The 22,749-nt window shown below is 37.0% G+C and carries 23 protein-coding genes; 9 read left to right on the forward strand and 14 right to left on the reverse strand.

The window, feature by feature from the left end; genetic code table 11:
• Positions 1–79: 79 nt before the first annotated feature.
• The gene (locus RGU12_RS17880) at positions 80–634 is read left to right on the forward strand and encodes a CD3073 family putative ECF transporter S component (protein ID WP_309538282.1); all 555 of its coding nucleotides are present in this window, start codon (positions 80–82) and stop codon (positions 632–634) included.
• Entirely contained in the window at positions 624–1,091 is a 468-nt protein-coding gene (locus RGU12_RS17885; RefSeq protein ID WP_309537237.1) for a CD3072 family TudS-related putative desulfidase, read from the forward strand. The genes RGU12_RS17880 and RGU12_RS17885 overlap by 11 nt, the downstream gene beginning before the upstream one ends.
• A gap of 104 nt (positions 1,092–1,195) precedes the next feature.
• Here the strand turns inward: RGU12_RS17885 and mprF are convergent, their stop codons facing one another.
• The gene (gene mprF / locus RGU12_RS17890) at positions 1,196–3,742 is read right to left on the reverse strand and encodes a bifunctional lysylphosphatidylglycerol flippase/synthetase MprF (protein WP_309537238.1); all 2,547 of its coding nucleotides are present in this window, start codon (positions 3,740–3,742) and stop codon (positions 1,196–1,198) included.
• 212 nt (positions 3,743–3,954) lie between these two features.
• On the opposite strand from mprF, the gene RGU12_RS17895 reads away from it, so the two are divergent.
• Positions 3,955–4,599 carry a VTT domain-containing protein gene (locus RGU12_RS17895; protein ID WP_396232392.1) on the forward strand — a complete coding sequence of 215 codons (645 nt, stop codon included), beginning with the start codon at positions 3,955–3,957 and terminating at the stop codon, positions 4,597–4,599.
• Positions 4,600–4,954: 355 nt separating this feature from the next.
• On the opposite strand, the gene RGU12_RS17900 is transcribed toward RGU12_RS17895, so the two are convergent.
• From RGU12_RS17900 to RGU12_RS17910, 3 genes are all read right to left on the reverse strand, one after another.
• A complete protein-coding gene (locus tag RGU12_RS17900) occupies positions 4,955–5,677 on the reverse strand; it encodes a CBS domain-containing protein (RefSeq protein WP_116353014.1) in 723 nt (240 codons plus the stop codon).
• A 102-nt stretch (positions 5,678–5,779) separates the two neighbouring features.
• Positions 5,780–5,938 carry a DUF2639 domain-containing protein gene (locus tag RGU12_RS17905; RefSeq protein ID WP_116353013.1) on the reverse strand — a complete coding sequence of 53 codons (159 nt, stop codon included), beginning with the start codon at positions 5,936–5,938 and terminating at the stop codon, positions 5,780–5,782.
• Between the two features lie 467 nt (positions 5,939–6,405).
• On the reverse strand, positions 6,406–6,585 hold the full coding sequence (locus tag RGU12_RS17910) for an H-type small acid-soluble spore protein (protein WP_309537240.1): 180 nt from the start codon (positions 6,583–6,585) through the stop codon (positions 6,406–6,408).
• A gap of 125 nt (positions 6,586–6,710) precedes the next feature.
• Here RGU12_RS17910 and RGU12_RS17915 point away from each other — a divergent pair, with 125 nt between their 5' ends.
• Positions 6,711–6,959: an atypical membrane-integrating protein (Mistic protein) gene (locus tag RGU12_RS17915; RefSeq protein ID WP_116353012.1), complete on the forward strand. Its 249-nt coding sequence runs from the start codon at positions 6,711–6,713 to the stop codon at positions 6,957–6,959.
• Positions 6,960–6,998: 39 nt separating this feature from the next.
• Positions 6,999–7,991, forward strand: a complete 993-nt coding sequence (locus RGU12_RS17920; RefSeq protein WP_309537241.1) for a potassium channel family protein — start codon at positions 6,999–7,001, stop codon at positions 7,989–7,991.
• 43 nt (positions 7,992–8,034) lie between these two features.
• Here the strand turns inward: RGU12_RS17920 and RGU12_RS17925 are convergent, their stop codons facing one another.
• The 5 genes from RGU12_RS17925 to RGU12_RS17945 form a co-directional block, all read right to left on the reverse strand.
• Positions 8,035–9,381, reverse strand: coding sequence for a glucose-6-phosphate isomerase (locus RGU12_RS17925; RefSeq protein ID WP_309537242.1), 1,347 nt, complete (start codon positions 9,379–9,381; stop codon positions 8,035–8,037).
• A 359-nt stretch (positions 9,382–9,740) separates the two neighbouring features.
• The gene (locus tag RGU12_RS17930) at positions 9,741–10,904 is read right to left on the reverse strand and encodes an iron-containing alcohol dehydrogenase (protein WP_309537243.1); all 1,164 of its coding nucleotides are present in this window, start codon (positions 10,902–10,904) and stop codon (positions 9,741–9,743) included.
• Positions 10,905–11,037: 133 nt separating this feature from the next.
• The gene (gene yugI / locus RGU12_RS17935) at positions 11,038–11,424 is read right to left on the reverse strand and encodes a S1 domain-containing post-transcriptional regulator GSP13 (protein ID WP_116353008.1); all 387 of its coding nucleotides are present in this window, start codon (positions 11,422–11,424) and stop codon (positions 11,038–11,040) included.
• Between the two features lie 448 nt (positions 11,425–11,872).
• On the reverse strand, positions 11,873–13,042 hold the full coding sequence (locus RGU12_RS17940) for an aminotransferase (RefSeq protein ID WP_309537244.1): 1,170 nt from the start codon (positions 13,040–13,042) through the stop codon (positions 11,873–11,875).
• Positions 13,039–13,539 carry an Lrp/AsnC family transcriptional regulator gene (locus RGU12_RS17945; protein ID WP_116353006.1) on the reverse strand — a complete coding sequence of 167 codons (501 nt, stop codon included), beginning with the start codon at positions 13,537–13,539 and terminating at the stop codon, positions 13,039–13,041. The genes RGU12_RS17940 and RGU12_RS17945 overlap by 4 nt, the downstream gene beginning before the upstream one ends.
• Positions 13,540–13,705: 166 nt before the next feature.
• On the opposite strand from RGU12_RS17945, the gene RGU12_RS17950 reads away from it, so the two are divergent.
• Complete coding sequence (locus RGU12_RS17950; RefSeq protein ID WP_309537245.1) at positions 13,706–14,509, forward strand: alpha/beta fold hydrolase; 804 nt, start codon at positions 13,706–13,708, stop codon at positions 14,507–14,509.
• 471 nt (positions 14,510–14,980) lie between these two features.
• Here the strand turns inward: RGU12_RS17950 and RGU12_RS17955 are convergent, their stop codons facing one another.
• Both RGU12_RS17955 and RGU12_RS17960 read right to left on the reverse strand, forming a co-directional pair.
• The gene (locus tag RGU12_RS17955) at positions 14,981–15,241 is read right to left on the reverse strand and encodes a DUF1871 family protein (protein WP_309537246.1); all 261 of its coding nucleotides are present in this window, start codon (positions 15,239–15,241) and stop codon (positions 14,981–14,983) included.
• A gap of 16 nt (positions 15,242–15,257) precedes the next feature.
• Positions 15,258–15,467, reverse strand: coding sequence for a hypothetical protein (locus tag RGU12_RS17960; RefSeq protein WP_309537247.1), 210 nt, complete (start codon positions 15,465–15,467; stop codon positions 15,258–15,260).
• Positions 15,468–15,635: 168 nt separating this feature from the next.
• Here RGU12_RS17960 and kapB point away from each other — a divergent pair, with 168 nt between their 5' ends.
• The gene (gene kapB, locus RGU12_RS17965) at positions 15,636–16,055 is read left to right on the forward strand and encodes a kinase-associated lipoprotein KapB (protein ID WP_309537248.1); all 420 of its coding nucleotides are present in this window, start codon (positions 15,636–15,638) and stop codon (positions 16,053–16,055) included.
• 471 nt (positions 16,056–16,526) lie between these two features.
• Here kapB and RGU12_RS17970 read toward each other — a convergent pair whose 3' ends face one another.
• Positions 16,527–17,849, reverse strand: a complete 1,323-nt coding sequence (locus tag RGU12_RS17970; protein WP_309537249.1) for a C40 family peptidase — start codon at positions 17,847–17,849, stop codon at positions 16,527–16,529.
• A 129-nt stretch (positions 17,850–17,978) separates the two neighbouring features.
• Positions 17,979–18,602 carry a 3'-5' exonuclease KapD gene (gene kapD / locus RGU12_RS17975; protein WP_309537250.1) on the reverse strand — a complete coding sequence of 208 codons (624 nt, stop codon included), beginning with the start codon at positions 18,600–18,602 and terminating at the stop codon, positions 17,979–17,981.
• A gap of 250 nt (positions 18,603–18,852) precedes the next feature.
• Between kapD and RGU12_RS17980 the strand changes: the two genes are divergently transcribed.
• Together RGU12_RS17980 and RGU12_RS17985 are read left to right on the forward strand one after the other, a co-directional pair.
• Positions 18,853–20,034 carry an MFS transporter gene (locus tag RGU12_RS17980; RefSeq protein ID WP_309538283.1) on the forward strand — a complete coding sequence of 394 codons (1,182 nt, stop codon included), beginning with the start codon at positions 18,853–18,855 and terminating at the stop codon, positions 20,032–20,034.
• 69 nt (positions 20,035–20,103) lie between these two features.
• Positions 20,104–21,969: a transglycosylase domain-containing protein gene (locus RGU12_RS17985; RefSeq protein ID WP_309537251.1), complete on the forward strand. Its 1,866-nt coding sequence runs from the start codon at positions 20,104–20,106 to the stop codon at positions 21,967–21,969.
• Positions 21,970–21,984: 15 nt separating this feature from the next.
• Here the strand turns inward: RGU12_RS17985 and RGU12_RS17990 are convergent, their stop codons facing one another.
• Complete coding sequence (locus RGU12_RS17990; RefSeq protein WP_309537252.1) at positions 21,985–22,542, reverse strand: DUF5366 family protein; 558 nt, start codon at positions 22,540–22,542, stop codon at positions 21,985–21,987.
• Between the last annotated feature and the right edge of the window lie 207 nt (positions 22,543–22,749).

Raw genomic sequence — 22,749 nt, forward strand, 5'->3', positions numbered from 1 at the left:
ATTCACAATATATTAGAAAGGGGCTTGAATTAAACAATTTGGGGAGGGGAAAAAAATTAATGAAACTAGCAAAACAATCATCTTAGCCTATTCAGCAATGGGAATCGCACTAAACGTGGTATTAGGCACGGTGGTATCCTGGATGAAAATTCCACTGTTGTTTCTAGATACGATTGGAACAGTGTTGATTTCCGTTCTATTTGGTCCTTGGTGGGGAGTCTTAACGGGGGGTTTAACGAATGTTGTATTAGGAACAACAACGGGTGCCTCCGCTATTTTCTTTGGTCTTGTCAATATAGCCATTGCATTAGTCGTTGGGTTTATGGCGCGCAAGTTTGACTTTACAAAATGGTACGTTGCTATTTCCGCGGGAATTCTTGTGTCTATCATCGCACCTTTAATAGGAACGCCAATTGCTATCGCGGTCTATGGTGGACTTAATGGAAGTGGGATGGATTTGATTGTTTTGTGGTTAAGAGCTTCTGGTGAAAGTGTTTTTGCATCGACCTTTATCTCAAGAATAACTGGGAACTTTATTGATAAAATTATCACTTGCATGCTAGTTATGTTTTTAATCGTACGTCTTCCAGGTTTTACAAAAATAATGAATAAGGGGAAGAACCATGCAGCGTAGTAAAAAGATTTTACTAGTTTCTCATTGTATCTTAAATCAGAATACGGTGATTGAAAACGAAGCAAGAGCTGATGGGGCTATTATGTCCGCTATAGATTGGGCAATGAAAGAAGGATTTGGATTTTTGCAGCTACCTTGCCCTGAATTCACGTTTCTAGGTTTAAGCCGACCGCCCATGACCTACGATCAATATAATACTCCTGAATATAGGAAACATTGCAAAGTAATCCTCGAACCCGTCCTTTATCAAGCAAAAGAGTATTTAAAAAATGGCTACGAAATAGCAGGTATATTAGGAATCAAAAGCAGTCCTTCATGCGACCCATCTAAGGGAATATTCATGGAAGAATTGATTGCCTTGTTTGCAGCTAATGAGATTAATATGAAAACGTTGTGGTATTTGCCTAATGATCGTAATCCAATTTTTAATAGCAATTTACATTATATTGTAAACTAATCCCCCCTTATACAATTTAAGCCAAAAACACCCATCCTATAAAATATGGTATTTTTGGCTTAATTGTTCATTGTCCCCTTTTTGGTGAAATCGAGTGGACTATCCTAATTGTTCTTAACTTTTTTGTTTTTACCAATCATTATCGTTACTTGAGCCACTGTGATGGGCAGTGAGGACTTTTTCCTAAATGCAAGGTATTTGGACTCCCATGTAACATTATATTTTTCCTTGAAGTTTCTTAAGCCTTGAAAGTGATAGAAGACCTGTCCATGTAAATAAATCTGGGCAGCAACCTTTTCACTAAAAAATGAAAATTTGGAAAGCCCAACATTGGAAAGTGGGGCCATTCCTAAATTAAATTGGCTATACCCTTGTTCTTTAGCCCATTCAAGTAACGAAAGAAAGATATAGTCCATTGTTCCTGAGGGTGAACCAGGTTTGAAGCGCATTAAATCCACGGATATTGTTTGATTATTATCATAGACAGGCATTAAACTGGCAAAGCCAATAACTTCCTCATTTTTGTTTTTCAAAATGGCTATTTCAGATTTATTTAGATAAGCTTCATCAAAATATCCAAGTGAAAATCCCTTTTCCTTTCTACCTGCAAGCCATTCATTTGATACTGTTTTAAGCTCTTGAATCAACTCATAACTTAATGGCGGTTTAATGATTTCAAAAACAAAATGTTCCCGCTCAAATTTATTTTTGATGGCCCTCATTGCTTTCATTTTTTTACCTGAGATAGAGAAACTCTCTAAATCGACAAATGCCTCCTCCCCAAGTTTAAAAAAGTCGAAACCATTTTCATGAAGAATTGGAAGCATGTCATTACTACTTTCATAAAAAATAGGCGTATACCCATATAAATCGGAAATGGTTAGGAACTCTTCTATCGCACGAGGAAATTCAGATTTCTCTCCAGTAAGATCACCAAGCACCACAACTTTGTCCGCATAAACTTGGAAAGGAAATAAAACATTTTCTTTACTATTCCAAAAAATATATTTATCATGCAAAAAGATTAAATGTGTTAGCACATTTCCCTTATATTTAGTAATGTGTTCGTAAATCTTCCCCTCTTGATTTTCCGATGACTCCATTGACCATTTCAGAGATTTCCCTAAAAAATTCCCAATCCAAAAAATAAAAATGGCGATAACGAGCCCAATGAATGCACTATAAAACAAGTCTTGGTAATCAGTAATGATATACGGCAAAAACTTTGTTGGAATACTGATTTTAGATGTAGGCAAATTAGAATACCCGATCAATAAATACATAAAAATAATGAGAAGAATGATGAAAATATCAAATGCCATCTTTCCCCAAGTCAAAACATAGCTTTCCCGATAGAAACGGGCCTTAGATAGTCGAAGTAACAAAGCGACTACGAGCAAAAAGATGGCTTCTTCATAGTCAAATCCTTTAGAGAGAGAAAATATCGCAGCAAAGGATAGCGCTACAATTGTTAGATAATAGGCACGTTTTACTTTGTATTGAATTCCCCTTGATAATCCAAGAAGAAGCAAGCCTGTTGCAACGGAAAGTTGATGAGATAAACTAATTATAGGGAGAGTAAAAATGTCTTCAGCAATTTTTAACCTTTCAATAATGCCAGGCGAAGCTGCAGAAAGAAGCAGAATTAAACCAGAAATAACGATCAAAATGGTTAGCATCCAATGGCTGATACGTTGTATAAATGCGTTTGGCAAATTCCCCCAATTATTATTCCACTTCCCCCAATAGGCTTTAATAAACAGGAAAGCACCTATAAGAAATGGAATAATGAAGTAGCCTATCCGATATAGCAGCAGAAGCACAACAACTTTTTCATCCTGTACACCTAAATAATCTATTCCCCATATGAAAACGAGGTCAAAAGATCCGAGACCACCTGGAATCAGGCTCACAATTCCAGCGCATGATGCAACGGTAAAAATAGCAAATAAATCTCCATATGGAATGGAAATACTCATAACAGAATTTAACAGACAAAAAACAATAAAGATAGCTGACCACTCTAGGATTGAAATGAATATCAGTAAAAATTTCATTTTAATTGTGATGGATGGATTAGGGGCCTTTTTGTCTCTCCATAAAGTAATGATCATCAAAGTTGGGAGATACAACGCAACACCAATAAGAGCCATATAAAGCCATTTAGTATTTACTAACAGGGGAATATTTCTATATCCCAATAGGGTAATCCAGGAAAGGAAGGATATACCCGTAAGAAAAAATAAAGAAACAACGGTTATGGTTTTTAATAACTTCCCTTTCTCAAATTCTTCTTTTTGATAGAAAAAAGTTCTAAGCATTACTCCAAAAATACCACCGAAACCAATCAAATTTGAAAAGGAATTGGCGACTAGTGATTGTTTAACAAACAGTTTTTTTGGTATTTTAATCCCCAATATTTTGGTGATAACTGCATCATAAAAAAACATTGGTGAAATTGCTCCAATGATAATGAGTAAGACAACAACTAATAAAACAATCGGAATCTGACTTATTTCATGCTGGAGCAATTGTATGTTGAGTTCCATAGTGAATTTATTAATTTCTATTGTTGCTAAAACTAATAATATAAGAGGAAAAATAATTTTCAAAATACGAACAGATTTTTCCGTTAAATCATGCTTACTCAATTAAATTTCCCTCCCCAGGTGCCTTTTTAACTATTTGCTAATTTCAAATAATAATTCTAAAGCATAATAAGTGAATCGTACTTTTCACATTGGCATTTGTCAATAAAGTAACCACGAAATGGTTGTTTTATAAGTAGACTGTTGTTTTAAAGATTGTTGTTTTGGTATACTTTTTATGATTTAGTTTGTAATTGATGAAAGTGGGTATTAATTTGACTATCATTCAAAATATCATTGATTTCATCCTCCATATTGATGAACATTTAGTAGAAATCATCAAAAACTTTGGCGGGTGGTCATATGGAATTGTATTTTTAATCGTATTTGTGGAAACGGGAATTGTGATTTTCCCTTTCTTACCAGGTGATTCATTACTATTTGCTAGTGGGGCTCTTGCCGCGATGGGGGCATTTAATATTACTCTATTATTCCTTATCTTTTTCTTAGCTGCGGTAATTGGGGATACTGTAAACTATCATATTGGTAAAAAAGTGGGGAATACTCTCTCAAATGGAAGTTTAATGGGGAGATTGATTAATCAAGAAAAAATGATGAGAGCGGAGGATTTCTTTAATAGACATGGGGGAAAAACAATTTTGATCGCGCGCTTTATGCCGTTTATTCGCACGTTCATTCCTTTTATTGCTGGCGCGAGCCGGATGAACTATCGCTACTTCTTGATTTATAATGTGGTGGGTGCCGCATTGTGGGTGGGTATCTGTACAATCTTAGGTTATTTTTTTGGCAATATCCCAATTGTCAAAGACAACTTTTCAACAGTTCTCTTAGCAATTATCTTCATTTCTGTGCTGCCAGCCATTATCGGCGTGATTCGGGGGCAATTGAAGAAAGGGTGAAAGTCCCAAAAAAGCACCATTCCACTTATATTGGAAGGTGCATTTTTAATTAGATGAACATTTTTGGCTGAGGGCTTGTTTTTGGTTGAAAGCCGTGCCTGTCCCTCATAATTTTCCGTGTTACTAAGTTGAGGGTCAGGTTTTTAGCCCTTATTCTTATATTTTTTGAAAGGCCGCTATCTAAGAGAGTGATGACTAGTTAAAGCCGTTTCCGTTTCACAGATGGTTATACTGACTAGTATTGCTAGTTACTAATGAACTAGACTGTGCACCCTATTAGAGTGCACAGTTTAATTTTTACTTTTTATGTTATTTACAAGTCTAAATATTGTACCGCTATTGGATTTCTGCCGTTTCAATTCACAATATAATCAATTTCAATTAAATCCCATGATGTAATGATTCCTAATGGTTTTTCATCTATTTGACCATTTTCAGTGATGATAACAGCCTCTAGTTTTTTTCCATGGGCATGTCGTTTTTCAAACATTTCCTCGACATTAAATATATCTCGATCTTTATCTACGAAATCAATGAGATGTTTTGTTTCGTATGGCATTACGTCCCCCACACGAATATCAGCTAAATGAATCTCATCATTAGCTAAATGCTTCGCCATCCATTTTAAGACGGCACCAGACGTTAATATTCCCACACATGAACCATCTTTATAGATAGGAAACTTTGTATACGTATTATTATGGATGGCCAGGATGACGTCTTTGATTGTTGAGTGATAATTAAAATAGATAACAGGGTTACTCGAAATAGAAAATGCTGTAACTGGTCGTTCCAAAAGTTCTGCAATTTCTTCAATTCGCTCAACCACATCTTGGTGCGGCTCTGCGATATAAAAATCAGCCCGTAATTTTTCATGGACAATGGCATTTCGGAGCTTTGCGAATTGAAAAAGTTCATCTTTATATGAACGGATAATAGCATGCCTTTTCGCGCCATGCGCAACTAATTGACTAAAAATATCCCCTTGTACATTCTTGACCATCTTACTTAACGCTTTATGAATTCGATTAAAGGCTATCTCAAAACGTTCTGATAAATCTATTTCAACAGTTTCCACTTTTATAACCCTCCTACTCTTCTATCATTATATTTTAAAAATGACTAGAGTTGGAGAAAATTGTACAAAAAAAGCAGCCAAGGCTGCTTTTTTATCCATTTTTTATTTTTTTGCTTCTTTATCAACAACAAGTTCAAAATATAATTGCCTCAGAATATAGGTTTTGTATGTTTCTAGTTTTTTACGTTCAACTGGATGTTGATGAATTCCTTTTTCTTTGAGTTGTTTGACATACCAACCCTTTGATCCTGGATAAGCCATATTCCATTCCCCCTCTTTTTTCGCTTGTCCTAAATGTATGCTACTAAGTGGAAAAGAATGACTCATAGAATGAATAGATTCTATGAAAAAATTTAAAATAAACGTGTAACCTATTTTGAAATTCTGCGTCTAATTCTATGAAGTTTTCATTTCTCTCTTGCCTCTAATTACTCTCTCATAATTAGAGGCGTTTTTTCATGTCCCCCCTATCATTTATATAGCGAAAAGGTCCCTAGGGTTTCCTAGGGGCCTTTTCCTTTGTATGAAACAGTACAATATTGCAAATGGTATTTTGGAGGAGGTGCTTGTGTGTGAAAAAGGAGATACTTAGTTGGGTACTAACTGGACTTGTAATAGCTTTTTTCCTATGCTCATTCTTTTACTTCAGTTCTGATATTTTCGCCAAATTTATTAGTGGGTTTTGGGATTAAAAAAGCTCCCTTGCGTAAAAATGGGAGCTTCTGCTTTTATAATTCTTCTAATTCGGCTACTGGAACGGTATTTTTTTCATGCTCCCGGCCTCTCAAGTGTACGGTGCACATATTCCCTTGTTCATCACAGCTGTCGATCCATACAGAGGTTCCTTGATAATGAACGGTTACATCATTCGAAGAAGATAAAATTTGCTTCGCTCTACGAATATCCATCTTTCTCACTCCAATTTTCATTTTCTTTCCTTCCAATAGTTTCCGACTCTATAGGAATTTTATGCAAAAAAAAGTTAGGTATTGAACACACTAAAAGGAAAGAATCAAGGTAGAGGAGTGTAGGTATGAAGCTAAATGAAAATGAGAAAAAAGTACTTAGTGATTCGATTGATAAATTAAATGAAGGCTTAGATGTAGTTATACAGCTTTACAACGAAGCAGAAGAAGACAAACCAATCATCCAATTTGATGATGAAGTCATAGACGCCATCGAAAAAGCAAAACAAACCTTTGGGGATGAAGAAATTACTCGAAGAATTAATACGATTATTAAAGAGATATTTGCCTTCCTACCAAAAGATGAAAAAAAATAAAAACATCAGAACATCATCTTTTCGAAAGGAGTAGTCAATTTGATATCAAGTATCTTATCTTCTTTTTTTAAGCGCTTTTTGATTGCAAAGCTAATTGGAATTGTATTATTGGTCATCATCATTTTTGGGGCAATTATTCACTTAATCGAGCCTGAGAACTTTCCAACTATTTTTGATGGGGTTTGGTGGGCAATCGTTACCGCAGCAACGGTTGGATATGGTGATTATGCGCCAACCTCCTTCTTTGGAAGAATAGTAGGTATGTTACTTATCTTTATCGGTGCTGGGATTGTAACAAGGTATTTTGCTGCCATTTCGACTTCAACTTTCGTTACCCAAAATGCGTATCTTGAAGGAACTTCCGGATTTCATGGTAAAAAACATATTATCATCATCGGTTGGAATGAACGTGTCAGAGAAACAATTTCGCTTCTTAAAACTCCTGGATCAGTCCTTGAAATTCTGTTAATCGATGATTCATTAGAAAAAAACCCGATGCCAGGCAATCATTTTCATTTTATTAAAGGAGATCCAACCCGTGATGAGATATTAAAACAAGCTAATATTCAAGATGCGGAAATGGTCCTCGTGACAGCCGACCAAGGAAAAGACGAAATACACGCTGATATGATTTCCATCCTTACGTTATTGGCTATAAAGGGTCTAAATCCCACTGTATATACGATTGTGGAAATCCTTACTACTCATCAGATCCAAAATGCAAAGCGTGGCGGTGCTGACGAAATTATTCAAACAAATCGGATTTCAAGTTTAGTCATGGTAAATAGTATTTTATCTCATGGAGTATCTGATGCATTACTCTCAATGTTAGTGGATTTAAAAGGCGTAAAATTGCAGTTCTTGGATGTTACTTTTGATTTAATTGGGATGACGTTCCAAAAGGCGAGTGAGACCTTATTAAAAGAAGGTAAGATTTTAATCGGGATAAAGCGGAACGAAGGAATAACCATTAACCCTCCACTATCTCTTGAAATACGTAAAAACGATCAAATCTTGATATTAAAAAGCTAAAAGGGATTCCAACTCATCGGAATCCCTTTTTTAAATATTTATATTATAAGCGTTTTTCTAGTTCAGCTTTCTTTTCTTCGAAGCCAGGTTTACCTAGTAATGCAAACATATTCACTTTGTATGCTTCAACACCAGGTTGGTCGAATGGGTTAACACCTAGTAAATAACCGCTCATTGCACATGCTTTTTCAAAGAAATACACAAGATATCCAAATGAATACTCGTCCATTTCTGGTACATGAACAATTAGATTTGGTACTCCGCCATCAGTATGCGCAAGCATTGTACCTTCAAATGCTTTTTTATTTACAAAATCAACGGATTTACCAGCTAGGTAATTTAATCCATCAAGATCGTTCTCCTCTGCTTCTACAATAAGCTCATGACGAGATTTTTCAATATTAATGACTGTTTCAAACAAATCACGTCGACCTTCTTGTACATATTGTCCAAGAGAATGAAGATCGGTTGAGAAGTTTGCAGATGATGGGTAAATTCCCTTTTGGTCTTTCCCTTCACTCTCACCGAATAATTGCTTCCACCATTCAGAGAAATATTGAAGTCCTGGCTCATAGTTGATGAGCATTTCAATTGTCTTCCCTTTGTTGTAAAGAGCATTACGTACTGCAGCATATTGGTATGCAGGGTTTTCTTCAAGCTCTGATTTAGAGAAATCAACACTTGCAGCTTGTGCACCCTTCATCATTTCTTCAATATTTGCACCACTAACAGCAATTGGGAGTAAACCAACAGCAGTTAATACAGAATAACGGCCACCAACATCGTCTGGAATGACGAATGATTCATAGCCTTCTTCAGTTGCTAATGTTTTCAATGCGCCACGAGCTTTGTCAGTAGTTGCAAAGATGCGACCACGAGCTTCTTCTTTTCCGTATTTTTCAATTAACATTTTTCTAAAGATACGGAATGCTAGTGCTGGTTCAGTTGTTGTACCAGATTTAGAAATGACATTAATTGAGAAGTCTTTTCCTTCTAGTAAATCCATTAGGTCTCTCATATAAGTTGAGCTAATGTTGTTTCCAACAAATACGATTTGTGGTGTCTTTCGTTGTTCTTTTGATAGTGCATTGTAGAAGGAGTGGTTTAACCAGTCGATTGCAGCTTTTGCACCTAAATAAGAACCACCGATTCCAATGACAAGTAAGATATCAGAGTCTGATTTGATTTTTTCAGCACTCTTTTGAATGCGTGAAAATTCTTCTTTGTCATATTCTGAAGGAAGGTCTACCCATCCTAAGAAATCGCTACCTGCGCCTGTTTTTTCATGTATAGAATGGTGAGCGACCTTTACCGCATCACGCAGATATGTAATTTCATGTTCTCCAAAAAAAGTTAAAGCTTTTGAATAATCAAAACGAACATGTGTCATTTGCTATACCTCCACCCTTGTATTTTCAAAGTCTCTTTCCACTGTACCCAAACTTTTCCGCAAAATCAATACTGCCGACCTACTGTAAGCGTAACCAAATAAATTTTTGTTTAATCAAATACGCCTTGGTGTATTTGCGCCCAGATTTTTTAGGCCCACACGAGGTGGGTCACAAAGACGTTGCCACAGGAAGTGGCGTTCTTAGTCTTTGAACTTAAGCTCGAAAAGTTTCCGTTAAAAATCTGTGGCATCCGCCGGAGGCTTTTTAACTTTATTCAGCTACTGCTAAATAAAGTTAAAAATAGCTCACACAAGTAGTATGAGCCTTTTTGTTAGAATATAGGAATGTTTTTTTGCAATTATAGAGATGCCCGTAAAATTTCAAGGGAATCTTGTTTATTAAGTACTTTAAAGCGGCCGAATTCTCCAAAAACAACTGTTTTTTCAGCCATAAGTTCAAGACTTTCTTCACCAATACCATAATCCGCAAGTGTTGACGGTGCTCCGATGCTGCTCCAAAATTCTCTAAGATTCTCGATACCTTCGAGCGCAACTTCTCGATCTGTTTTTCCTTCAGTATTGACATTAAAAACACGAACTGCCAATTGTTTGAAACGACCTACATTTTCATCTAGTACATGTTTCATCCAATTTGGGAATAAAATCGCAAGACCTCCACCATGTGGAATATCATATACAGCAGAAACTGCATGTTCAATATTGTGCGTTGCCCAATCTCCGCTATATCCCATGTTTAACATCTTATTTAAAGCAAGTGTTCCATTAAGCATAATGGTTGCTCTGTAGTCATAGTTTTGAAGGTCATTGATTAACTTTGGTGCTGTTTCAATAACCGTGCGTAGAATCGATTCACACCACTGATCCTGTGTTAATGTATTTGGAACGTGATGGAAATAATGCTCTAACACATGTGACATCATATCCACCATGCCATAGACAGTTTGATCTTTTGGTAACGAGAACGTATTAACTGGGTCTAAAATAGAGAACTTAGGAAATACTGCTGGACTTCCCCATCCGTATTTTTCATTCGTTTCCCAATTTGTAATAACAGAGCCTGAATTCATTTCCGAACCAGTCGCAGCAATCGTCAACACGGTTCCTAATGGAAGAGCATCAGTAGCAACCGCTTTACGGGACATAAAATCCCATACGTCTCCATCATATTTTGCACCGGCTGCGATTGCTTTTGTACAATCAATGACACTACCACCACCAACTGCAAGTATAAATTCGATTCCTTCCTTACGGCATATATCAATGCCTTTTCGGACTGTTGATAAACGTGGATTTGGTTCAACACCAGGTAGTTCGTGAACCTCCGCACCGATTTCAGCTAATAGATCTATGACCTGGTCATATAATCCATTTCGTTTGATGCTTCCCCCACCGTAAACAAGCAGTACTTTTTTGCCGTATTGTGGAATTTCATTCTTCAGCTCTTGTATCTGTCCTTTTCCGAATATAAGCTTCGTTGGGTTATAGTATGTAAAGTTTTCCATAATACTCGCCTCCTGAAAAAATTATGCCAAATCACTCTATTTTGTAAAATAGGCTTTTATAGATTTACCTTTACAGTCAGTGCATGTAAAAAAAAAGAGACAATTTCAATAATCGCCTCTTCTCTCGTTGTTTTTAGTTGAAATTAGATTGTTCAATCCATTCTTCTAGCTTATCCTTTAACGTGTTGAAACCTTGTGTGTCAGAATTAGCTGGTTGTGCTTGTGCTGGACGTTTTTTCGGTTTAGCAGTTCTTTGCGCTGCTGGCTTTTCTGGTGCCTCTTGTGTTGCACGAATAGAAAGTCCGATTTTGCCTGCTGCTTCATCAATTGATAAAATTTTAACTTCTACTTCGTCGCCAACCTTTACATGCTCGTTAATATCTTTAACGAAACCGTGGGTTACTTCTGAAATATGAACCAAACCTTGTGTATTTTCGTCTAATGCAACAAATGCGCCATAAGGTTGAATTCCTGTAATTTTACCCTTAACAACACTTCCTACTTCAAATTTTTCTGTCATGCTACCCAACTCCTAAAACTTTAATTTATACACATTTTTAGAGGATGTTCAAAAACTTGGTCAAAAATGACGTATCGAATTTCTGAGTTGGCTTGTTTCTTGAGTTCCTCACGTATTAACTGCATACGCTCTGTACTCTATGCTGAGCCACCTTGAAATACTCGGTCCTTTTTCACCCTCCTGATTGAACTTCACACTTTTATATACGCAATAAAAAATTATAACACAAAATGGTCAGATATTCAAAAATGATTCTTTTTACATTCATTATAGTTGCCATTATGGATTGAAATTATGAAGCAGGTAATAATTACTCACTGTTAAGAGAAGAGATGTTATACGGTGTTTAAAAAAGGAGATGTATGGGTAAACTAGTTTCAAAGGCTTTCTAGTATTCCCCCTTTTGTATGTTGGACAAAACCAAACTGGTTTTGTCCATTTTTTTATACTACACGAGGTTATTATTTTTCAGGAATCGTCCCATCCGTTTTACGGCTTCTTGAAGTTGTTCAAGGGATGAGGCATAAGAGCAACGAATATAACCTTCGCCACTTTCTCCAAAGACATTACCGGGAACTACCGCGACTTTTTCCTCCATTAATAAACGATGTGCAAATTCCTCTGATGAAAGCCCTGTTTCTTTAATGGATGGAAAAGCGTAAAACGCTCCCCCCGGCACATGGCATGATAAGCCAATTTCCTGTAGGGAAGAAACGAAAAAATTTCTGCGCTGGCGATAACTTTTTCTCATATACTCTACTTCAGAAAGACCATTTCGAAGAGCTTCGATAGCCCCATACTGTGCCATTGTAGAGGCACACATCATCGTATATTGATGAATTTTTAGCATTGCTTCAGAAATTTCTCTTGGAGCCGCTGAATACCCTAAGCGCCACCCCGTCATCGCAAATCCCTTAGAAAATCCTGAAACTAGGATGGTACGATCAAACATCCCCGGGATGCTTGAAAAGCTGGTGTACTTACCTTCATAAGAGAGCTCTGCATAAATTTCATCTGAAATGACAACCAAATCGTGCTTTTCCACGATTTTCGCAATGGCTTCAAGTTCTTCCTTCTTCAGCATCGTACCTGTTGGGTTATTTGGTGAGCAGATAATAATGGCTTTTGTACGGTCTGATACAACTTTTTCAATTTCATCAGGCTGTAACTTGAATTCATTCTCAGCCTTTGTATTCACAGGTACTGGGATTCCCCCTGCAAGTGAAACGATAGGGCTGTAGGCAACAAAAGTTGGTTCTACAATAATAACCTCATCACCTGGGTCAATAAGTGCTCGAATCGCTAAATCAATTGCTTGACTACCACCCACAGTGACAATAATCTCATTACTTGGTGAATAATCAACACCGAAGGACTTATTTAAATAACTCGAAATTTCCTGTCGTAATTCAAGCAATCCAGCGTTTCCAGTGTACGAAGTAATCCCCGCTTCAATGGATTGAATACTTGCTTCTCTAATTGACCAAGGTGTTACAAAATCCGGTTCGCCCACGCCCAAGGAAATAACTCCTTCCATCGTAACGGCTAAATCAAAGAATCTACGGATTCCTGAAGGCTTTAACTCTTGTACTTTTTTAGAAAGATAGTGGGTAGTCATGGTGTCACCACAATCCGTTTATCATCTTCGCCTTGGTCAAAAATGGTTCCATCATGCTTATATTTTTTCAAAATAAAATGTGTGGTTGTTGACAGAACTGAGTCTAGAGTTGAAAGTTTTTCAGATACAAAAGATCCAACCTCTGACATCGTTTTTCCTTCAATGACAACTGACAAGTCATATGCACCAGACATTAAATAAACTGATTTTACTTCCTTAAAGTGATAGATACGCTTTGCAATTTCATCAAAGCCAACACCTTTTTTCGGGGTTACCTTGACATCAATCATGGCTGTTACACCTTCGTGACCTGCAACTTTCTTCCAGTCAACAATTGTGTTATATTCTACAATAATCTTTAGTTCTTCTAGCTTACGAATAATAGCATCGACTTCATCGACACTTTTGCCAACTAATTTTGCGATTGTTTCTACAGGAAGTCGTCCATTATTTTCAATAATTTCGAGTATCTCAATTTCATTTTCCTGTAATTGCATAACGGTCACCCCTAGATTTTTTGAAATAATTTTTGTCACTTATTATATCAGATAAATGGACAGTATATTGAAAAATTTTTAATTCATTCAAAACTTTATGAGTTTTTCTTTTCCCTTTGGTAAAAATAGGGATAAATCATTTAATTAGGATGTGGATTTTCCATCGATGGATACAATACAAATTAAGGGAATAAAGCTTCATTATGAGTTATACCAACAAAATAAAGAGAAACCGGTTCTCGTGTTATTGCATGGTTTTTTATCATCATCTTTCAGCTTTCGAAGGCTTATCCCAGTCCTTTCAAAAAACTATACGATTCTATCAGTGGACCTGCCTCCATTTGGAAAGAGTGAAAAATCAACAAGGTTCACATACTCGTATTCAAATATTGCATGGGTAGTAAGTGAGTTAATTCGTTCTTTTCATTTCACAAAAATCAATTTAGTAGGACATTCGATGGGAGGCCAGATTTGTTTATACATTGCTAAACAAACACCATCTTTAGTCGATAAATTAGTTTTGTTGTGCAGCTCTGGTTATATGAAAAGGATGCCAAGATCTCTAATCTATTCTTCCTATCTTCCCTATTTTCACTTTATCGTAAAGAAAAAGCTTGCAAAGCAAGGTGTATTACATAATTTGCGAAATGTCGTTCACAATCATGAGCTTATTGATCAAGAGATGATTGATGGGTATACGGAACCATTCTTAGACAATCGAATTTTTATGGGGTTAACTAGGATGATCCGTCATCGCGAAGGTGATTTATCATCTGAGGAATTAAAACAAATCAAGCATCCTGTATTGTTAATTTGGGGTGAAAAAGATCGGGTTGTTCCGATTTCTGTGGGGAAAATGCTTCATCAAGATTTACCTCATTCTACATTCGTTTCAATCAAGAATACAGGCCATTTGGTCCCTGAGGAATGTCCTGAAAAGGTAGCTACGTATATTACAAAGTTTATTTAGCTAGAAAAGGTTTTTGGGACTTGTTTATAAGAAATTCTTGTTGATATGTTGGAATTAAAGTGGCATTGGGAATCGGGTGGGGAATTCCTTGCTTTTAGTGTCCAAATCATGGCGGCTTGCTTTTGGACTCCAGTGGGGGATTCCTCGCTTTTCCTGTCCAAATCACCCTTCTATTTTGACTCGGATGGGGGATTCCTTACTCTTGGAGTCAAAATCATAGCGGTATTTGGACTCAGGTGGGGAATTTCTCGCTTTTCCTGTCCAATTCACCCTTTTATTTTGACTCGGATGGGGGATTCCTTACTCTTGTTGTCAAAATCATAGCGGTATTTGGACTCCCGTCAAATTGAGATTTCCAAGCCCTTCTGTCCAAATAGGACGGTATTTGGACTTGATATAACAATTTTCCATTACTCCGGTCGAATTTTCCCTGCTAACAAAAAAGATAGGTAGCCCATAGCCCCCATCTTTTTAAAGTTCACATGCTGCATTATTTTTAATGGTTAATAACTGTAGGGCCATATTCTCACATTCTTTAAGTGCAATGATTTCCTCAAAGGAGAATTCGAAAATGGACTGAATTTTTCTAGCCAATTTTCCTGGGTCATCAAATTGATAAGCGACCTGTAATACATCTACTGCTTCCGTTTCATAGGAGCCAATCCCATATCCAAGTGGATCCCATTCTTGAAGCAGGATCATCATTTGTAAATTTGCTTGTTGATTTTCCATATAATCACCTGGAGATTTACTTCAAAGTATTATTTTTATCTTGATTCATTATTTGCTTTTCGAGCTCTTCAGCTTTTGCCTGTTCTTTCTTTGAATGCTTGATGATTAAACGAAACACGACAACCGCGATAATGATGCAAATGACTAATTTTATGGCAGCTGGAATATATTCTGATTTATCCTCAGGAAAATATAGAAACAGATTTAAAATTGGTAAAAACAGCATTACTACACACCTTTCACCGATAAATAATAGCTTTCATCATTATAACACAATCCTTTGGACGTGTTATAGATGCTTGTTCGAATGTGGTCAGTTATAATGAAGAGAGTGATTGTGTAGTCATTTGCGAAGGGAGTGATTGTGTAGTCATTTGCGAAGGGAGTGATTATCATGTCTACTGAATTCAAAGTCGGTGACATTGTAACAGGAATTTATAAGACAGGAAAATATATTGGGGAAATTACAGCGATTAAGCCTGAACACTATCTAGTGAAGGTAAAGGCTGTCCTAAAGCATCCAATGCAAGGGGACATTCATTCACCGAGGGACGCTAATGTGCCGTTTTTCCAAGAGCGTAGAGCACTTGCTTTTAATGAACAGACCAATGTACCGAAAAAGATGGTTCGCGCCTTTTCAGGAGATATTCCAGAATATAAGGCTTCATTAAAGGAAGCTGTGGAAAAAACAAAGACTGAGTTAGAAACAGAAGGCTCCGAATGGGCAAAGCGTAGCCTGGAAAACATGAAAGTATTAGAGATGGATTATTTTAAAGGCTGTTTTCGCAAACATTGTTGTTTTTACCACAATTGATTTCAGCTGTAGGTGACGTTTTCCTCGGGCGTGGCTTGAGCCTCCTCAGGCATACACGATGTAGGGCACGAAGCCGTTGCCACAGGACGTGGCGTTTTTATGCTTCGTTCTATTGTTCGCTCCTGTGGGGTCTCAAGTCTCACGCTTTTCCAGAAGGACTTTGGATTTCCTCCTTGAAATAACCCACGCACGGAGAAAATGTGAATGCATTTTCGAGGAGTCGCCACCTTCCGCTTCAATCAATATTTTTGTTTTATCCAAAAGCAACAATCTTTTAGAAAAGAGCCATTTTAAATAAGTCTTGCTTACATTTTGCTATTAGCCATAAATTTTATTTATTGGCTATAAATTGATTTTATTGGCCATATTTTTACCCTATCAGTCATAACTAATTATGATTGACCGTAAATTTAAATAAAGCCATTTTAGACTGAAAAACCTCCGGAATACCATGTCCGGAGGTTTTTCATATTAGTAAACCCGTTTGGCACCAACATAATACTTCGACCAATACGAATTATCCATTGACACCACCGCGATTCCTTTCGAGGATGTGGCAGATATAAACTCATTATTACCTACATAAAAACCGACATGTGAAATTTGGCCTGGATTATTGACAGCAAAAAACACAAGGTCACCTGGTTGGAGATTTGCTTTTGAGACAGAGGTCCCCATTGTGTAGTAACCAGCTGATGTGTTCCTTGGAATGTCTATTCCATGTCTAGCATGCATAAACGAAACAAATCCTGAACAATCAAACCCAGCCGTTGTCCTTCCGCCCCAAAGATAGGGGATCCCGATAAAATTATAGCTATCCGAAACTAAATCTTTCAAAACTTGCTCCCTATTTTGAACATTTGATTCAGCTTTTGCGTTTCCGGTCACGTTTATAACTTGTCCGATTGAAAGGGTATTGCTTGTTAGATTATTGATATTTTTAAGTTCCGTAACACTCATATTATAAGTGCGTGCTATACCATATAAGGTGTCTCCAGCTTTAACGGTATATGTAGCACTTGCTACATTTTGTGGTGGAGTCGATTTTGCATTTCCTAATTGTAGTGTTTGGCCAACATAAATGATTGATGAGGTTAATTGGTTGTTTTTCATAATTTGGTCAACGGTTGTGTTAGCTCGCTGGGCAATCGAATATAGCGAATCACCAGGTTGAACCGTGTATGTTTGTGCTTGAATCTGTGAGGACTCTGGTGCAGTACCAATTACTTGTAAGGTTTGCCCTACTTGAATCGTATTTGATGTTAAATTATTTAATTGCTTCAATTGGTCAACACTCATGTTATACGAGTTTGCAATAGAATAAAGGGTATCACCGCGGTTTACCGTATATGTCGCGGTTGTTCTAGGTGGTGGTGTCTCACTAATCACAAGTGTTTGACCAGGATAGATCATATCTCCAGTTAGATGGTTCAGCCGCTTTAATTGAGAGACGGTCAAATTATATTGCCTTGCAATTCCATATAAGGTATCTCCATTTGCCACTGTATGTTTAGAGTGATTTTGGACTTGACCATTACTTGCTGCTTCTACGGTTGACGTATGATTCCCCCCCACCATTGAAACAGTAGCAACGACAATTGTTCCCATCATAACTTTAACGATATTTGGATTTAGGTTGGGGACTTTTTCTTTTAGGTATATTCGGATACTTTCGTTAAAATGAAGCTTTTTCCCTTGTTCTTGTGTACCAAGTTCACTGGAAAATTCCTGAAACCCTGGATCAATATATAAAGTAATGGTTTGTGGAGTTTCGATTTTATGACCTATAAACATTGGGCATCCCTCCTTTTCCAATTAGGATATCCTATCGGGATGCGATTATTTTTTAAATCCATTGTAAATATTCGACAGTGATCTTCAGTAAAAATAAAAACCAATTCACTATTTGGAGTGAATTGGTTTTTATAAGGCAAATTTATTTAGGACTTTTGAAAAATCAACACGATCGCCAATGGTTGTTGGCTCTGGTTTTGCTAAATAGCGTTTATCATTTTCAACTAATTTGAATATATTAAAGGTTGTAAGTGCATCATCGAGGGCACAATGGTGTTTACCTGTCCCTTCCTTACCGTATTCCTGAACTGCCTTCCAAAGACCTGTTTGGTTTTGGTCTCCGAAAAAACGTTTATATTCCATTGACAGATCCCGTTGTTTTCCTTTAAAAGGAAACGGAACTCCAGCCTTTTGACAATTTTGACGAAGGACCTTCATATCCATATTTCCCCAGGTAATAATAGTGCTTGAGGATGTTTTTTCATATTCAGATAGCTTGTTCACCAGTTCATGAAACGATATTCCGCAATTTACTTGCTCTTGGGATATGTTTAAAAAAGACTTGCACCGTTCAGTTAGTGTAGGAAATTTTATCGGTTTTACATAGGATGAGTATTGGTCGATTATCTTCTGATTCTTCACAGATACAAGCCCAACTTCAATAATCTCGGGATAAAATCCATGGGGGTTGCTTTTTCCCTCAGGCATTGTAAATTCAAAATCAATGAATAAATATTGATGCTGATTATCCACACCTAAACCTCCTTTGTCATAATTCTCCTACCAAAGAAGTGACTAACTTCTGCTAAAAATAGTTAACTTAGACGAACATCTTTTTTAAATATTATAACATGGTTCCTTTTATTTTTCAGAATATATTTATAATATATATGCTTTTTTACCTTTAATAAAGTAAGATAATATTTTATAATATTTAGCAAACCGAAATATCCGAATTGAGAAGGTGTTATCCATTCAAACAACAAAGCGTAATCTGGTTATTATGTGGTTTGCCAATTTTTTTGTTGCAGCTAGTGCAACAATGATTATGCCATTTCTGTCTTTATACATCGAAACTTTCGGTGATTACTCAGATAGCTTTGTGCAACGGTGGGCCGGCTTGGTCTTTGCCGCAACCTTTGTCACTGCTTTTTTTATTTCACCGATTTGGGGACGTTTTGGTGACCGAAATGGCTACAAAAAGATTCTATTAATTACAGGAACTGGCATTGCCTTTAGCATCTTTTTAATGGGTTATGTGAATACAGTTCAGCAATTATTTGTCTTGAGGCTCTTTATGGGTGTTGTTACTGGGTTTATTCCTACCTCCCTAGCCCTCATTTCCGCACAAACCCCGAAGGAAATTGCAGGAAAAACATTAGGGACTCTTCAAATGGGAAATGTTTCAGGAGCATTATTTGGTCCATTATTAGGTGGATTGCTTGCTGATGCCGTTGGTTTTCAGTATACCTTTGTTATTACCGCAGTGGTGATTTTAGGTGCAGTTATTCTAGTGGGGATTGGTATTAAAGAAGTACGGTTAAATGAAACAAGTACGACGGTAAAAAAATATACACGTAAAGAGGTATTAATTCATATCTTCAAGAACCCTGTTTTATTAACCGTCATGTTTATATCAACACTCATTCAAGTAGCGAATTTCAGTATCCAGCCCTTACTAGCATTATATGTGACTCACTTAACCGACAGTAGTAATATTGTATTTTTAGCTGGAATGGCGTTTTCAGCGACTGGATTTGGAAACTTATTATTTACGAGACAATGGGGGAAATTAGGTGACCGAATGGGGCATGAAAAGATTTTAACACTCCTTCTCCTTGCCTGTTCCATTTTGTTTATCCCGCAAGGTCTTGTAAGCGAATTATGGCAGCTTGTTCTATGTAGATTTTTATTCGGCATGGCAGTCGGCGGATTAATTCCGTGTATGACAGCCTATATCCGCCAAGTTGCCCCTCTTTCGATGCAGGGGGAAGTCCAAGGCTATAATGTCAGTTTTCGTTTTTTAGGAAATGTGATTGGTCCGATATCCGGTGGAATCCTTAGTGGTTTCTTCGGTATCTCTACTGTTTTTTTCGTAACAAGTGGACTCTTTTTAACAGGGGCGATTATTTTAAGGCTAAGTGTTGTTCGACATTCTGATAAATCAACTCAACAAGCTGCGTAAAACAGATGGCAAATGCCGTCTGTTTTTTTATATAATGAGAGAATAGTAATCTTTGAGAGAGTGTTATATATGAGAAGACAAACAGGGTATTTCATCACCTTTATTCTTTTTTTAGTGTTTATGTTTGTGTTATTCCAAGTACATAGCGAGTTGAAAGCTACAAGAAGCTTCTCTACTGTACTTGATGAAGAAATTCCAATCGGTGATGTTGTGTTACCACAAACAAGCTACATTAAAGACAGCACTGGAAACGTGATTTCGGAGATCCGCCAGGGTGAAAATCGAACAATTCTTCCTGCTGAAGAAATTCCACAAATTGTGAAGGATTTGTTTATAACAATTGAGGATCAGCATTTTTATGAGCATCTAGGATTCGATATTACCGGGATTGGTCGAGCAGCCCTCATCAATCTAGAAAATGACTCGATTGATCAAGGTGGCAGTACAATCACCCAGCAGCTTGCACGAAATCTATACTTAACAAATGAAAAGACCTATAATCGTAAATTAAGTGAGCTCTTGTATTCGTATCAATTGGAACGAACTCTTACGAAAGAGGAAATTTTAACGTTGTACATGAACGCCATTTATTTTCAAAATGGGGCATATGGAATTGAAACGGCATCCCAGCTCTATTTTAACCAGTCTATCAAGGATGCTACACTAGCGAAAATCGCATTTTTAAGTGCCATCCCGAATAACCCATCCCTCTACAATCCAATAACGAATTTTTCGAATACGAAGAAACGACAAGAACGTATTTTACAAAGATTAGTAGAGGCAGGTAAAATCTCAACTGAAGAATATGATAAAGCGGTACAGGAACCGATTGAACTTATGATGAGTGATCGTGTCGACCAGTATCCTGATTATTCAACCTATATTTATCAAGAGTTTGAAGAATTAATTGCTGAAAAAGAAGGCTTTAATGAAAAGTTACATTCAGCAACTGACAACGTAAAGAAAGACCTTCAAAAACGCTTGAATCAAAAGGTAAACGAAGTTCTCGAATCTGGAATCATGATTGAAACAGCGTTAAACCCGAGTATACAACAAGAAGCTGTAGAAGCTTTGGATCGCTATTTACCGAATGCAAATGTACAAGGAGCAGCTGCCGTTATCGATCACACGACGAATCGAATTGTCGCAATCGCTGGCGGAAAAAACTATCAAAAGTTTACGTTTCATCGTGCCTTTCAAGCCTTTCGACAACCAGGTTCCGCGATTAAGCCTTTGCTTGTTTATGCGCCTTATTTTGATCAAACGGGTGCTTCTATTTCACAAACAATTAATGCCAATAACTATTGTAAAAATGGGTATTGCCCGCGAAATTATGGGGGCGGACAATATGGTAATGTTACCCTACGAACAGCTTTTAAGTATTCCTACAACACCCCTGCTGTTCGGTTGTTTGAAAGAGTTGGGATTGAACACGCATTTTCCTATTTAGACAAGCTTCATTTTTCCAATGTAGTAAAAGAAGACCATAGTTTGCCAGCAGCCATTGGTGGATTCACTTATGGAATGTCTCCACTTGAGATGACAAATGCCTTCGCAACATTTGCGAACAACGGTCAATATATACAAGCTCGTGGAATTACCAAAGTGACTGATTTACAAGGCAACATCCTATATGAATGGGATGAAAAACCTGTAGTGGTGTGGAGTGAATCTGCTAATCAAAAGGTAAGAATCTTACTTGAGGATGTTGTAAAGTCGGGAACTGGTAAAGAAGCTTATTTTTCAACGAGTTATATTGGTGGAAAAACAGGAACGACGAATGATGTAAAAGACCTTTGGTTTATTGGTCTCACTGATCAATATACGGCTGGTGTATGGGTTGGAAATGACCAAAATAAGAGCATCTCCTATATGGAGTCACGCAAACCTCAAATGTATATTTGGAAGGATATGATGAAAGCGAGCCGCAAATGATAATGGGCTCGCTTTTTAGATTGGTAAACTTGCGATGATACTGTTGTATAGCTGAAGGCAAACATAGGTTACCGTCATAAGAAAGGTAAACCAGCTAAGTGTATGAAAAAAGACAAGCCCAATTAATCCGCCAAAGGTTAATGTATCCTGAATTTTATAAACGAAAAATATAAAATAGCCAAGTGTGGCTAATAAAAGAACGATCACAATGCCGTAAAAGGATTGGACAAACACTAATGAAAGTGTCCCTCCTCCTAAATAGAAAAACGATCCCGCTCTTATTTTCCGCAGACTTTCTCCATTACTATCCTTGGTGAAGAACAATAAAGAAAGCTCAAGTAATGTATTAGCAATTAATTTTAAGGCCGCAAACACCATGAAATAGAGTAAGAAAAAAACAAAGAAAATCGCAAAATTAATCCACGTTGGCGAAAAAAATTCCTGCATTCCACGATAAATGCCAATTTGTTTTAACAACTCCAATGTTTTCAATTCCGTCAGAATCGCTAATGAAACACTAAATAGAATAATAGAAATGAGCGGAAAGTAGCTTGTAAAATATGTATTTTTCATTTTGTTTCCTCAAATTTTTAGTTAAAATATAAGTTCAAAAAGGAGGATGAAGAGGACCGAGTCGACAAAAGCGCCACTTCCTTATGTCTTGTCGACACTAGAACGTCCTGTGCGTCGAAATTTCAAGGCGGCGCAGCTTTGAGTACTGCAGCGAGGCAACTGCTTGAGTTAACATCTTGCTGCCTTGCGCTGAGGAATTGACATCCC

This window comes from Ferdinandcohnia sp. QZ13 (assembly GCF_031324165.1).
Lineage (GTDB): Bacteria > Bacillota > Bacilli > Bacillales > Bacillaceae_L > Ferdinandcohnia.

Bases quoted from the DNA above. Each gene is read 5' to 3' on its own strand.
- RGU12_RS17885 (WP_309537237.1), top strand. From the start codon at position 624: ATGCAGCGTAGTAAAAAGATTTTACTAGTTTCTCATTGTATCTTAAAT.
- RGU12_RS17905 (WP_116353013.1), bottom strand. From the start codon at position 5,938: ATGGCTTATCCAGGATCAAAGGGTTGGTATGTCAAACAACTCAAAGAA.
- RGU12_RS17910 (WP_309537240.1), bottom strand. From the start codon at position 6,585: ATGGATATTCGTAGAGCGAAGCAAATTTTATCTTCTTCGAATGATGTA.
- RGU12_RS17915 (WP_116353012.1), top strand. From the start codon at position 6,711: ATGAAGCTAAATGAAAATGAGAAAAAAGTACTTAGTGATTCGATTGAT.
- RGU12_RS17925 (WP_309537242.1), bottom strand. From the start codon at position 9,381: ATGACACATGTTCGTTTTGATTATTCAAAAGCTTTAACTTTTTTTGGA.
- RGU12_RS17930 (WP_309537243.1), bottom strand. From the start codon at position 10,904: ATGGAAAACTTTACATACTATAACCCAACGAAGCTTATATTCGGAAAA.
- yugI (WP_116353008.1), bottom strand. From the start codon at position 11,424: ATGACAGAAAAATTTGAAGTAGGAAGTGTTGTTAAGGGTAAAATTACA.
- RGU12_RS17940 (WP_309537244.1), bottom strand. From the start codon at position 13,042: ATGACTACCCACTATCTTTCTAAAAAAGTACAAGAGTTAAAGCCTTCA.
- RGU12_RS17945 (WP_116353006.1), bottom strand. From the start codon at position 13,539: ATGCAATTACAGGAAAATGAAATTGAGATACTCGAAATTATTGAAAAT.
- RGU12_RS17950 (WP_309537245.1), top strand. From the start codon at position 13,706: ATGGATACAATACAAATTAAGGGAATAAAGCTTCATTATGAGTTATAC.
- RGU12_RS17955 (WP_309537246.1), bottom strand. From the start codon at position 15,241: ATGGAAAATCAACAAGCAAATTTACAAATGATGATCCTGCTTCAAGAA.
- RGU12_RS17960 (WP_309537247.1), bottom strand. From the start codon at position 15,467: ATGCTGTTTTTACCAATTTTAAATCTGTTTCTATATTTTCCTGAGGAT.
- kapB (WP_309537248.1), top strand. From the start codon at position 15,636: ATGTCTACTGAATTCAAAGTCGGTGACATTGTAACAGGAATTTATAAG.
- RGU12_RS17970 (WP_309537249.1), bottom strand. From the start codon at position 17,849: ATGTTTATAGGTCATAAAATCGAAACTCCACAAACCATTACTTTATAT.
- RGU12_RS17980 (WP_309538283.1), top strand. From the start codon at position 18,853: ATGTGGTTTGCCAATTTTTTTGTTGCAGCTAGTGCAACAATGATTATG.
- RGU12_RS17985 (WP_309537251.1), top strand. From the start codon at position 20,104: ATGAGAAGACAAACAGGGTATTTCATCACCTTTATTCTTTTTTTAGTG.
- RGU12_RS17990 (WP_309537252.1), bottom strand. From the start codon at position 22,542: ATGAAAAATACATATTTTACAAGCTACTTTCCGCTCATTTCTATTATT.